12 protein-coding genes are annotated in these 13332 nt (G+C 46.3%); 2 read left to right on the forward strand and 10 right to left on the reverse strand.

The features are described 5' to 3' along the window. Positions 1 to 238 precede the first annotated feature (238 nt). Positions 239 to 3994 carry a phosphoribosylformylglycinamidine synthase gene (locus G5B06_RS10700; protein ID WP_173762655.1) on the reverse strand — a complete coding sequence of 1252 codons (3756 nt, stop codon included), beginning with the start codon at positions 3992 to 3994 and terminating at the stop codon, positions 239 to 241. A 153-nt stretch (positions 3995 to 4147) separates the two neighbouring features. Between G5B06_RS10700 and G5B06_RS10705 the strand changes: the two genes are divergently transcribed. Next, positions 4148 to 5026, forward strand: a complete 879-nt coding sequence (locus G5B06_RS10705) for a LysR family transcriptional regulator (protein WP_118071075.1) — start codon at positions 4148 to 4150, stop codon at positions 5024 to 5026. Positions 5027 to 5133: 107 nt separating this feature from the next. Here G5B06_RS10705 and G5B06_RS10710 read toward each other — a convergent pair whose 3' ends face one another. From G5B06_RS10710 to G5B06_RS10720, 3 genes are all read right to left on the reverse strand, one after another. Continuing rightward, the gene (locus G5B06_RS10710; RefSeq protein WP_173762656.1) at positions 5134 to 5970 is read right to left on the reverse strand and encodes an Mrp/NBP35 family ATP-binding protein; all 837 of its coding nucleotides are present in this window, start codon (positions 5968 to 5970) and stop codon (positions 5134 to 5136) included. 94 nt (positions 5971 to 6064) lie between these two features. Beyond that, entirely contained in the window at positions 6065 to 6433 is a 369-nt protein-coding gene (locus G5B06_RS10715; protein ID WP_015526957.1) for a metal-sensing transcriptional repressor, read from the reverse strand. 14 nt (positions 6434 to 6447) lie between these two features. Next, on the reverse strand, positions 6448 to 6675 hold the full coding sequence (locus tag G5B06_RS10720) for a hypothetical protein (RefSeq protein ID WP_173762657.1): 228 nt from the start codon (positions 6673 to 6675) through the stop codon (positions 6448 to 6450). A gap of 177 nt (positions 6676 to 6852) precedes the next feature. On the opposite strand from G5B06_RS10720, the gene G5B06_RS10725 reads away from it, so the two are divergent. Continuing rightward, entirely contained in the window at positions 6853 to 7425 is a 573-nt protein-coding gene (locus G5B06_RS10725) for a xanthine phosphoribosyltransferase (RefSeq protein WP_173762658.1), read from the forward strand. Positions 7426 to 7506: 81 nt separating this feature from the next. On the opposite strand, the gene G5B06_RS10730 is transcribed toward G5B06_RS10725, so the two are convergent. The 6 genes from G5B06_RS10730 to G5B06_RS10755 form a co-directional block, all read right to left on the reverse strand. Beyond that, positions 7507 to 8928, reverse strand: coding sequence for a sugar-binding protein (locus G5B06_RS10730; protein WP_173762659.1), 1422 nt, complete (start codon positions 8926 to 8928; stop codon positions 7507 to 7509). Positions 8929 to 8942: 14 nt separating this feature from the next. Further along, a complete protein-coding gene (locus G5B06_RS10735) occupies positions 8943 to 9563 on the reverse strand; it encodes a WYL domain-containing protein (RefSeq protein WP_173762660.1) in 621 nt (206 codons plus the stop codon). Positions 9564 to 9572: 9 nt separating this feature from the next. Further along, a complete protein-coding gene (locus tag G5B06_RS10740; RefSeq protein ID WP_173762661.1) occupies positions 9573 to 10301 on the reverse strand; it encodes a type 1 glutamine amidotransferase in 729 nt (242 codons plus the stop codon). Then, a complete protein-coding gene (locus tag G5B06_RS10745; protein WP_148447486.1) occupies positions 10298 to 11632 on the reverse strand; it encodes a MurT ligase domain-containing protein in 1335 nt (444 codons plus the stop codon). The genes G5B06_RS10740 and G5B06_RS10745 overlap by 4 nt, the downstream gene beginning before the upstream one ends. A gap of 30 nt (positions 11633 to 11662) precedes the next feature. Beyond that, positions 11663 to 12445, reverse strand: a complete 783-nt coding sequence (locus G5B06_RS10750; RefSeq protein ID WP_244094477.1) for a phosphatidylinositol-specific phospholipase C/glycerophosphodiester phosphodiesterase family protein — start codon at positions 12443 to 12445, stop codon at positions 11663 to 11665. A 226-nt stretch (positions 12446 to 12671) separates the two neighbouring features. Then, entirely contained in the window at positions 12672 to 13208 is a 537-nt protein-coding gene (locus G5B06_RS10755; protein ID WP_173762662.1) for a bL17 family ribosomal protein, read from the reverse strand. Positions 13209 to 13332 lie beyond the last annotated feature (124 nt).

Genomic DNA, 13332 nt, shown 5'->3' on the forward strand with positions numbered 1-13332 from the left:
ACCTATGACCCTCTGCTTGTAAGGCAGATGCTCTCCCAGCTGAGCTAAGATCCCATAACAGTTGCTCGTCTTAAGAACTCTTCTGTTCCGCAACTCGCTTTGCTATTATATAATGGTTTCTGACTTGTGTCAACAGTTTTTTTCACTTTTTTTAAATTTTTTAAAAAATATATGTTTTTTTGTATTTTTACAGTGGCAGGGAGGTCTGAAATCCCCTGCCACTGCAAGCTTACGGATATTACTTGAAGTATTCTACACCAGATTCAAAAATCTTGATATCCTGCTCTCCATAGATATTTACAGCCACACCTGCGTCACGACGCTCGCTGTGCGCCATCTTTCCGAGAACACGTCCATCCGGGCTTGTGATACCTTCGATGTTCATATAAGAACCGTTTACATTGAACTCGCCCTCATAGCCTGTTTCATCTACCGGTACATACTCCGTTGCGATCTGTCCGTTTTCTTTGAGTTTCTTCAGCCACTCATCATTTGCAACGAAACGTCCCTCACCGTGGGAAGCCGGGTTGCAGTATACACCACCAAGCTGTGCTTTCTGAAGCCATGGAGACTTGTTGCTGACAACCTTGGTATATACCATCTTGGATACATGACGGCCGATGGTGTTGTAGGTCAGTGTCGGAGAATCCTCTTTCTGACCACAGATCTCGCCGTACGGTACCAGTCCCAGTTTGATCAGGGCCTGGAATCCATTGCAGATACCAAGTGCCAGACCATCGCGCTCATTGAGAAGCTTCATAACAGCTTCTTTGATCTTCTCGTTCTGGAATGCGGTTGCAAAGAATTTAGCAGATCCATCCGGCTCATCACCTGCTGAAAATCCGCCCGGGAACATGATCATCTGTGCCTGGCTGATAGCTTTCTCAAAGATTTCCACAGAATCATGGATATCTTCTGCTGTCAGGTTTTTGAATACTTTTACATCTACTTCAGCGCCTGCTCTCTCAAATGCACGGGTGCTGTCGTACTCGCAGTTTGTTCCAGGGAATACCGGAATGAATACGCGTGGTTTTGCCACTTTATGTTTGCATACATAGATGCTGTCTGCTTTGTAAAGGGAACCGTCATCTGCTTTGACATCCTCGGTTCCTGCTGCTGTCTTGAATACGTTCTCCAGAGTGCCCTCCCATGTGGAAAGTGCCTCTTTCAGAGTGATCTCAGTATCGCCGTAGGAGAATTTCGCATCGTCTGTAACCTCACCGATCACTGTGTAAGTGATAGCAAGCTCGCCGACTTTTCCATCCGGAACTTCGCAGATGATATCTCCGAATGCCGGGGCAAAGAAATCTCTTGGATCAAGGCTATGCTCGATCTTCACGCCCATACCGTTACCAAATGCCATCTTGCTGACTGCTGCGGCGATTCCGTGACGGTCAAGTGCATATGCGGAGATCACACGACCAGCCTGGATATCCTTATGTAATCTGTCATACTGCTCCATAAGAGCCGGATAATCTGGAAGGTCATAAGCATCCTTCGGTGCACGGAGCCATACTAGTTTGCTTCCTGCTTTTTTGAGCTCCGGTGTGATCACATCTTTTACTTTTGCAACATCCACTGCGAAAGATACCAGTGTCGGAGGAACATCAATGTCATTGAAGGTTCCGGACATACTGTCCTTACCGCCGATGGAAGGAAGGCCGAATCCGATCTGTGCCGCATAAGCGCCAAGCAGTGCGGAGAACGGCTGGCTCCATCTCTTCGGATCTTCGGTCATACGACGGAAGTATTCCTGGAATGTGAAGCGGATCTTCTTATAGTCACCACCGGTTGCAACGATCTTGGCAACAGATTCGGTTACTGCGTAAGATGCTCCATGATACGGGCTCCAGGAGGAAAGGTATGGATCGAAGCCATAGCTCATCATGGTAACTGTCTCTGTTTTTCCGTTCTGTACCGGAACTTTTGCAACCATGGACTGTGTCTCTGTCAGCTGATATTTGCCACCGTGAGGCATAAATACGCTGCCTGCGCCGATGGAACCGTCAAACATCTCCACGAGACCTTTCTGTGAGCATACATTCAGGTCAGCGAGAGTATCCAGCCATTTTTTCTTTACATCTGTGACATCCGGACGTTTTTCGAAAAGGTTTCCGTCTTTGGACGGGATCTCAACCTCAACGGAAGTCTCCTGATGTGCACCGTTGGTATCCAGGAATGCACGGGAAATATTTACGATCTCTTTTCCTCTCCAGTTGAGGACAAGGCGTGGCTCCTTGGTTACAACTGCAACAGGAACTGCCTCAAGATTCTCTTCATTTGCGTATTTCAGGAAAGTATTCACATCTTTCGGGTCAACCACAACAGCCATACGCTCCTGAGACTCGGAGATGGCGATCTCCGTTCCATCAAGACCTGCGTATTTCTTCGGAACTTTGTCAAGGTCGATCTGAAGTCCCGGTGCCAGCTCACCGATGGCAACGGAAACACCGCCTGCACCGAAGTCATTACATTTCTTGATGATATGGCTGACTTCTTCCCTGCGGAACATTCTCTGGATCTTACGCTCTGTCGGTGCGTTACCTTTCTGCACCTCTGCGCCGCAGACCTCGATGGAAGCCTCTGTGTGGACCTTGGAAGAACCGGTAGCACCGCCGATACCGTCACGGCCGGTACGTCCTCCAAGAAGGATGATGATATCTCCCGGATCGGAATTCTCACGGATAACCGCACGTCTCGGGGCAGCACCCATAACCGCACCGATCTCCATACGTTTTGCAACGTAGTCCGGATGATAGATTTCTTTTACAGAACCGGTTGCAAGACCGATCTGGTTTCCGTAGGAGCTGTAGCCGTGAGCTGCGCTGCGGACAAGTTTCTTCTGCGGAAGTTTACCTTTCAGAGTTTCTTTTACGGATACGGTCGGATCAGCCGCACCGGTTACACGCATTGCCTGATATACATAGGTACGTCCGGAAAGCGGGTCACGGATGGCACCGCCAAGGCAGGTAGCCGCACCACCGAAAGGCTCGATCTCGGTCGGATGGTTGTGGGTCTCGTTCTTGAAGTTGATCAGCCACTCTTCTTCTTTTCCGTCCACATCCACCGGTACCACGATACTGCAGGCATTGATCTCATCGGACTCTTCCTGGTCTGCAAGTTTCCCTTCTGCTTTCAGTTTCTTCATTGCCATAAGAGCAAGATCCATCAGGCAGACAAATTTGTCATCACGGCCTTTGTACATGTTCTTATGGGCATCCAGATATTCTTCGTATGTTTTTTCGATTGGAGCCTTATAGTCGCCTTCATCAAACTTCACGCTGGTAAGCTCTGTGGAGAATGTGGTATGACGGCAGTGGTCAGACCAGTATGTATCCAGAACACGGATCTCTGTCATGGAAGGATCACGTTTCTCTTCCTTGTTAAAATAATTCTGGATGTGCTGGAAATCCTTGAATGTCATGGCAAGGTTCAGAGAATCGTACAGTTCTTTCAGATCAGCCTCAGCCATATCCTTGAATCCGTCAAAGATCTTCACATCCTCAGGATCCGGGAATACAGTTACCAGTGTCTCCGGTTTCTCAAGTCCTGTCTCACGAGAGTCTACCGGGTTGATGCAGTGATGTTTGATCGCCTCAAACTCTGCGTCTGTCACAGTTCCTTCAATTACATAAGTAGTTGCGGAGCGGATGATCGGTGCCGCATTCTCATCCAGGAACTGTACACACTGTACAGCGGAGTCTGCTCTCTGGTCAAACTGTCCAGGGAGGAATTCTACTGAAAATACACGTACGCCCTCTGCCACATCAAATTTCTCAAGATACAGATCATCTACCGGCGGCTCTGCAAATACGGTCTTGCAGGCTTTCTCAAATACTTCATCGGAGATATTCTCCACGTCATAACGGATCAGCTCACGGACTGCTGTCACAGTGCTGATGCCAAGATAATGTTTGATCTCATGTTTCAGTTCCTTTGCTTTTACTGCAAAGGCAGGTTTCTTTTCTACATACACACGTCTTACGTTGCTCATAGAAGGCTCCTTTCTCTATATCCGATAATAAGGATGGTAAACGTGCAGAAAGCATTTCTGTCTTTCTTTTCTGCTGAAAATATAGTATCATAGGAAATATCATTAGTAAAATTAATATATCTTATATCATTTATAAGCGGAGGATTTTTACATATGGATATCAATCTTGAACTCTACAAAGTATTTTATTACGTGGCCACAACCCTTAGCTTTTCGGAGGCTTCCAGACAGCTTTTTATTTCCCAGTCTGCAGTCAGCCAGGCGGTCAAAAACCTGGAGAAAAAGCTGGGCCACACCTTATTTGTGAGAAGCACCAAACGGGTGATCCTGACTCCTGAGGGGGAGCTTCTTCTCCAGCACGTAAAACCCGCCCTTTCCATGCTTAACGAAGGAGAGGCAGCCCTTTCCGGCGAAGGGAATCTTACCGGCCAGCTTCGGATCGGTGCCAGCGATACTCTGTGCCGTTATTTCCTCATTCCTTATCTCCGCCGGTTCCACAAGGACCACCCGGAAGTGCGGATCAAGATCATCAACAGCACTTCCATCGGATGTGCGGAGCTTCTGGAAAACGGCCAGGCAGAACTGATCGTCACCAACTACCCCAACTCCCGGCTTTCTTCCCACACCAAACTTCAGACTGTACTGGAATTCCGTGATATCTTCGTGGCAAACCCGGATTATTTTACCATGGGAAAAACGCCTCTTTCCCTGGAAAATCTTCTGGATTATCCCATCCTGATGCTTGCTGCGAAGAGCACCACCAGCGAATACCTTCATCAGGTATTTGCGGCCCAGGGACTGAAGCTGCTGCCTGAGGTGGAGCTGAACAGCAACGATCTTCTGATCGACCTTGCGGAAATCGGACTTGGCATTGCCTGTATCCCGGACTATATGCTCCGCAACCGCCCTGGCCTGGAACCGGTCCACCTGAAAACACCACTGCCTGCAAGAAGTGCCGTGATTGCTCATCATGAAGCGCTGCAGCTTTCCCAGGCTGCTCAGTGCTTCCTGAAATATTTTTCCCAGATTTAACCAAATAACTGCTTGACAAAAAGACCACCGGAATCTGCACGAAGGATATTCTCAATCCTTACTGCATCGGATTCCGATGGTCTTTTCTGTTATTGTCTTTTTATTTCTTACGCCTCATCTTTTGGCATTACATCTGCTGCCGCAGTGATATACTCGTTCTCGATCTTGCTGAACAGGCCGCTGTCTGCAAGCTCTGCAAGTTTCACATCGATCGGCATCTTGCCAAGTACCGGAACTTTAAGTTCTGCGGCGATCTCGTCGATATGGCTCTCACCAAAGACCTTGATCTCTTTTCCGCAGTCCGGACATTTCACGTAGCTGTAGTTCTCCACGATTCCAAGGACCGGAACCTTCATCATATCAGCCATGTTATAGGCCTTCTTGACGATCATGCGGACCAGATCCTGCGGAGAAGTAACGATCACGACACCCTCAATCGGCAGGGACTGGAATACTGTCAGCGGAACATCTCCGGTTCCTGGCGGCATATCTACAAAGAGATAATCCAATTCACCCCAGATCACATCACTCCAGAACTGTTTTACCATATTTGCAAGGACCGGACCTCTCCAAATCACCGGTGTCTCCTCATCCGGAAGAAGAAGGTTTACAGACATAACCTCGATTCCGTTTGCAGTTGGCATCGGATAGATTCCGTTGTCACTGCCCTGTGCGTTACCCTTGATGCCATACATCTTCGGGATGGACGGGCCTGTGATATCCGCATCCATAATGCCCACTTTATATCCCTTGGAAGCCATCAGGTTTGCCAGGGAGCCTGTTACAAAGGATTTACCGACGCCACCCTTTCCGCTAACAACTCCGATCACATGTTTTACGTCAGAAAAAACGTTTGGTTCTGCCATGAGGCTCTGGGGCTGTTTCTGTCCGCAGCCTTCACAGCTTGATTTGTTGCAGGATGTATTGCTACACTCTTTTGCCATAATAAATTCCTCTCATTCTTTGTATTTACACAGACAAAACTGGCTCTCTGTCCGTGTATTTTTCTCATTCACGATCTCTCATGAACTCCTTACCTTACTTCATAAATCTGTCGATCGCTTTTTCCAGTTCCTTGATAGCATCCCTGTCTCCATGCTCCACTGCATCCACGATGCAGTGTTCTATATGATCCTGCAGTATGATCTTGCCTGTATTATTGATCGCAGATTTTACGGCTGACAGCTGGATCAGCACTTCGCTGCAGTCACGTCCTTCCTCCACCATACGCTTAATGGATTCCATATGCCCGATGGCCCTGGAAAGTCTGTTGAGTACGGCCTTGGTCTGTGCGTGGCTGTGATGATGAGGATGTGTGCCATCGTGAGTATGCACATGTTCCTGTTCCCCATGGGTATGTTCAAGAACGGTTCCATCCTCGAGAACGTGCACATGTGTTTCTTTCATGTGTATTTCCTCCTTCAGATCTCCGTGAAAGAACAGCGCTGCCGGATCATAGATGTCTGAATGTCAAAAATGATGGTTCCGTCTTCCAATACTGTCTTCTCGTAGGAGACATCCTTCCCCTGAAATTTCTGTTTCACATACGCTTCCGGATCTATGATCTCCACTTCTTCCACAAATACATCACGCATCTGATTTCTCGGGCATTTGTTAAAAATTTCCCAGATTACTTCGTACTCTTTCATCCGTGTCTGTTCCTTTCTTTGTCATCTTATCTATTATAATAATTTTATGTTTTTTTGTCAAAAATAATTGCACTCACGCAAATATTGTCGTATGATACATATTAAAAATATTACTGCTCTGTCCGTGAGCAGTAAACAAACATACATTAATGTGATAAATCAAAGGAGATAAATTTCATGCAGCTTTTAAAAGACAGAATTCTGACAGACGGCGTAATAAAAGAAGGAAATATTTTAAAAGTGGACAGCTTTCTGAATCATCAGATGGATATTAACCTGATCAATGAGATCGGTAAAGAATTCAAGAAACGTTTTGACCACTGTCCAATCAACAAGATCCTTACCATCGAGGCTTCCGGTATCGGTATTGCCTGCATTGCGGCACAGTATTTCCACGTACCGGTTGTATTTGCAAAGAAGGCACAGAGTGTAAATCTTGACGGCGAGATGTACACAACTAAGGTAGAATCTTTTACTCATAAAAAAGTTTATGATGTGATCCTTTCCAAGAAATTCCTCGGACCGGAAGATCATGTACTCCTGATTGATGATTTTCTTGCCAACGGCTGTGCACTTCTTGGTCTGATCGACATCGTCAAGAAATCCGGTGCAACTCTGGAAGGTGCCGGAATCGTTATCGAAAAAGGCTTCCAGTCCGGCGGACAGACCATCCGTGATATGGGTATCCATCTGGAATCCCTTGCCATCATTGATTCCATTGAAGGTGGCAAGCTTACTTTCCGCGAATAAGATTTATCATAAAAAATACTCTTGGGAACTTACATATGCCGGTTTCCAGGAGTATTTTTATTTTGCCATATTTATTTTGTTTTATGCATCTGCACCTTTGGAAGGTTTCTCTGTAGGTGTCGGAGTTGCTGTCTCATCTGCTTCCGATGTTGGTGTCTCAGAAGCACCTGCCTCTTCGGACGGTGTTGATGTGATCTTGTCATCTTCTTCGTCAGCTTTCTCAGACGGTGTCGGTGTTACCTCTTTATCCAGTTCTTCTGTTACCGTAACTTCCGGTGTTTCCGTTGGAATCAGTGTCGGAGTTGCCTCCGGTACAATCTCATCCTCATCATAATATCCGTCATCCACAAGCATCTGGTAATTATCCGCATCGATCAGCTGGATATCGCTTGTTACAGTTCCCACGATCTTGGTTCCGTTGTCATACTGCTCGTAATCAGAAATCTCCGGTTTCTCCCCTTTCAGAAGAGTGTCCACCATAGTCACACAGTCATTTGCCAGCACGCGGTTGTCAAAGAACAGACTGTCTGCAAGTTTTCCCTCAATCACAGCAGTTACTGCTTCTGCCTCACAGCCACAGCCAGTGATCATTGGCCATCCCTCTTCACCTGACACATGGCCAGCATCCTCCAGGGCATCAACGGCACCAAGAGCAAGGTCATCGGCACCTGTGCAGATAATGTCCGGTGTGCCTTCTGTATAATTCTGGGAAAGGATCTCTGCCATATCGTTCTTCGCGGTATTTCTTCCGGAACGCATCACTGCAGTATCATCAAGCGTCTGCTTTCCTGAAGTGCACACCAGTGTTCCGTCATCGAAATATTCCTGAAGTTTTTCCATCACGCCATTATAAAAGAACAGTGCATCACGGTCATCCGGAGAACCCATCAGGAACTCGATGGTCAGCGTGCGTTTTTCTTCTCTGGCTTTCTCCAGATCCATTTTTTTGATGATGGAATCTCCCACCATTTTTCCTGCTTTTCTCGTATCAAAAGTAACATAATAGTTGATCTTATCCGTATCCATGATCAGCTGATCATAGGAAATTACAGGAATGGATTTCTCATAGACCTGCTCCAACACATCATTCAGACCGTAGGCATCTACCGGTGCAATCACAAGGGCAGATGTTTTTTCATCGTCCAGAATGGACTGGATCTGTGACACCTGTGTATCACTGTCCTCATCTGCAAAAAAGATCTCCGCATCATAGCCGTCTCCTTCCAGTGCAGTCTGAAAACTTTCTCCATCCAGGGCCCAGCGGGAATCATCTGCAGCTGAAGGCAGAAATACTCCTACTTTCTTATCGGCAGCTGCTGTTTCTTTTTCTTCCTCTTTTTCTTCTTCCTCTGCATCATCGCTGTTTTTGGCTTTTCCTTCCGGATCTTCGGACTCTACACTTTCATTGGCAGCCTCTGTTGCCTCTTTGTTTTTGCCGCAGCCGGAAAGAACTGCTGTAAGAGCCAAAGCTCCCACAAGCAGGATCGCTGTTTTTTTCTTCATGGTCAAATCCTCTCCTATACGCCTTTATATTCCTTTGCCAGTGATTTCAGATAATCTCTGTATGCCAGTGCGGATTTCTTTGGTTTCAGGATGCGGACATCTCCGCCCATGCCTGTCAGCCAGCCGTAAAACTTGGAATTTTCCGGAAGCTGAACCGTTACCATCAGATCTCCGTTTTCCTTTATTTTATACTCTGCGTCTTCGCCAAAAAAATCACGGATTTCAGCCTGTGCAACGCCTGTACAAAGAAGGCGCATTTCTTTTTTTATGGTTCCCGCAGAATTCTTAAGAAGCACCTGGTACCCACTTATATCAACGCTCTTTGTTTCTGCCTTTTCCTGAACTTTTTCCAGAGTGGAAACATTTGCATTTTCCGCCTGAACGGATGGCTGCTCTGCCCCCTGCTGTCCTGCCAGATAATAACCACCTGGCCGCTCCCTTGTATAGCGGATATCCATTCCAAACTCCCGCAGAACCTCCACATCGTCATAAATGCTCTTTCTCTCCGCACGGATCCCATGTTCCATAAGATTTGCAAGAATCGTCTGCATGGATATTGCATGATGCTCCCCTGTCTCCCGCAGCATTTTTTCAAGATACAGGATCTTCGCTTTCTGATTGTTTGATTTTGCCATACTATCCTCTTATCCTTCGTTCTTTACAAAGCGGTGGAAAATATAGGAGTTTGCCTCCTGCTCCTCGCTGTCATCCAGTTTCTCAAGTTCGATCTTCTTACCATATTTCTTTTCCAGTGCACGGCTGATCAGAAGATCAGCAAGCTGTGGATTCTTTGGAAGAAGTGGTCCGTGAAGATAGGTTCCGATCACATTTTTGTATACAACACCTTCCTCGCCGGACTGTCCGTCATTGCCATATCCGGACAGTACTTTTCCCAGAGCTTTGTTGTTTCCGATGGTGGTACGTCCTCCATGGTTCTCAAACCCTACAATGGGCATATCAAAAAGATCACTCTGCATCACAATATTTCCGATAAGACGGCCTTTTCCCTGCTCTGTGCTCATATCCACCAGTTTCAGTCCCTCGATCATTCCCTGATCGGTCTTATAGTAGTTTCCAAGGAGCTGATATCCACCACAGATTGCGATGACAACACCATTATCTTCCACATAGGCCTTGAAATCCTTCTGGATCTCTTTCAGCTTTTCGCATACCAGCATCTGCTCACGGTCAGAACCGCCTCCGAGAAGAACGATATCCAGTTTGGAAAAGTCGATCTTATCTCCCAGTTCAAACGCAATGGTTTCTGCCTCAATGCCTCTCCAGAGACAGCGTTTCATAAGGCACTGGATATTTCCTCTGTCACCGTAAAGGTTCAGAAGATCCGGATATAAATGTCCAATCGTTATCTTCATTTCTCACCCTCCAGTTTCTTCAGGATATTTCTGGTGCCAAACAGCGCCGTATAGTTTACAAGTACATAAAGATTGCCGCATCCGTCCTCGATCCGCTTGCGGATGGCTGTCTCCACATCACTTTCCAGCATGGACGGGATATCCACATATTTCAGTCTGAGGCGCATATCCTGACAGCGAATGCCGCTGACTGTGATGGAATTGATATTATCTCCTCCGAAAAGGTCAAAATCCACGTCCCAGAGCCAGGAGATATCTTTTCCATCCTGTGCGTTATCGTTGATCACAATGATGATATCCTTGGGAGATTCATCCTGCATCACAGCCGAAATATTCTGGTTAAAACCAGCCGGATTCTTGGCAAGGTTCAGGACAACGCTGGTGCCTTTGATCCGGAACTGCTCATTACGTCCGTTCTCAGGATTAAATTTCTTCAGCATCTCATTGAAATGTTCTGCCTTAAATCCTGCAGTACGGATTCCCGCATAGGCAGCCAGAATATTATATACATTATAGAAGCCTTTGTAATTGGCTACGATCCGCTTGTCCTCAACAGTGAAGGCGATCTGGTCATCCACCTTCACATCTGTGGCATCAAAATTAATCTCCGGACGTTTAAAACCGCATTTCGGGCATCTGTAGTCTCCCAGCTGGCTGTAATGATAGAAACTGTAGACCAGTCTCTCTCCACAGCATTTACAGAAGCGGCCCTCGCGGATCTCATTTGTTTTGTTTTTGATCACCGGTTTGCTGATTCCGTAGGTCACAAAAGGATTTCCGCAGTCCATGGCAAGATATGCGGACAGTGCATCGTCACCATTGACAATAACTTTCATATCCGGAACTTTTTTCATCATCTCTTCCAGGATGTTCATGGTGATATCGATCTCACCATAACGGTCCAGCTGATCACGGAACAGATTGGTCATAACCATATAATCCGGTTTGATCTTTGTGAACACGTGCCTTGTGGAAGCCTCGTCCACCTCAATACAGGCATAATCTGCATCCAGTTTTCCGCTGAATTTTGCACCCAGCACGAAAGCTGCCACAACTCCGTTCAGCATGTTGGAACCGGTATGGTTGCAGATGACTTTTTTGCCCTCTGCCTCCAGGCCTGCACAGAGCATGTTGTTGGTGGTTGTCTTTCCGTTGGTGCCACATACTACAAATATTTTTTCTCTTACCTGGGAGGAAAGCTCTTCCAGGATATCCGGGCATATCTTCAGTGCGATCTTACCGGCCCAGGTTACACCCTGGCGTCCCATAAGCTTACAGACATGTCCTGTAATTTTTGCTGCCATCACAGCAATGGTTGTTCTTATTTTCATAATCCTCTGATTCCTTTGTTTTTATTTCTCCTACCACAGATCATCTGCTGTCAGAAAATCGGTGCAGATTCCCTCCGCCCCCTGTGCAATATACTTTCTGGCCTGATTCCGGTCATTTACCGTGTATACATACAGTCGGATTCCCTTTTTTTCAAAAATCTGTTCTGTTTCTTCAGACCAGTATTTCCAGTAAATGGTTGCCGCAGGGATTCCCTTTTCTTCACAGAAAGATGCAATATGCTCCAGATCCTCCGCAGAATATTCCTGCCACAGCGAATATACATAGGAAGGAAAAGAATAGATCATGGCAGTTCCGGGAAACATCGCCTCACTGTAGATTTCCGGAATGATCTGATCCAGTACACTCTCTGCTCCAGCTGCTCTTGCAATTTCCACGTAATCACAGTAATCCTCCAGTGTTCTCTGATAATTACGCAGAGAATACTGCTTGGAATCGATCATCACATAGGCATCCGGATGCTCTTTCAGAAGCAGGAAAAAATCTTCCAGTGTCATCGGTGTGTATGTTCCATATATCTTACTGTTCTTAAACTGTTTCTCTGTAAGAACTTTTTTCCCGCTGCCTTTCCACTGCCCCATGGACTCCTTCCAGTTGTGCCGGCATACCCACACTCCGTCTGATGTTCTGGAAAGATCCAGCTCAAAAAGCCGTACGCCTTGTTGGTACATGGCAAGAAATCCCTCTCTGGAATTCAGATAGTCTCTTCCGTCCAGCCCGCCCAATGCATGGGCTATGGTTCGGTGATCCGACCATGAAAACTTCGTTGTGCCGGCAGTGGCGGTTCCTGTCATTGCAAAACTTCCTCCTATAAGAAAGAAGGAAACAAACAGAATTTCTATTGTCAGTATAAAACGCCGCATCATCTTTTCACATCCGTGTACTCATATTTTGTACATTACCGATTGTACGCTAAAAAGGAATAATAATCAAGCCAGGATTTTCATATACATTTATTGGGAAATACAAAAAAGGACATCTGCATTTCTGCAAATGTCCTTTAAAATGGTCAGAAGTAAATTATACAAGCTCGATAAGAACTTCCATAGCTGCATCGCCTTTACGCTGACCGATCTTAACGATTCTTGTGTAACCACCGTTACGATCTGCGTATTTCGGAGCGATCTCGCTGAACATCTTGTCAACCATGTCAACTTCTTTTGTGTTTTTCTTTCTGCCAGCGCCCTTAGTAGGAACCTCTGTTACAGGATAGAAAACTTTCATCATCTCACGACGTGCATGAAGTCTGGAAGGAGCATCTTTTTTGATCTCTTTCTGAACTTCATCGTAAACTGTTTTCTTCTTGCCGTCTACGACTTCTTTTACACGTTTTCCGTCAGCATTTTTACGAGCAACTTTAGCTGTTACTGTAACAGTCTCGAAATTGTCTTTCTCACGTACAGCCATAGCGATAAGTCCCTCAGCGATCTTGCGGATCTCTTTAGCCTTAGCCTCTGTTGTCACGATTTTTCCGTGATGAAGAAGGTTTGTAACCTGATTTCTCAGGAGTGCTTTTCTCTGGTTAGATGTTCTGCTTAATTTTCTATATTTTGCCATTTTATTATCCTCCATCTGTGGGACACCAGGACATGCTTGTTCGGTCTTACTGCCCTGCTGCTGACACCCCACTCATTATTCTGTTTCCGGCGGTGTGCATGTCTTAAACGCATGCTGGTACCGA

This window comes from Blautia luti (assembly GCF_013304735.1).
Taxonomy (GTDB): Bacteria; Bacillota; Clostridia; order Lachnospirales; family Lachnospiraceae; genus Blautia_A.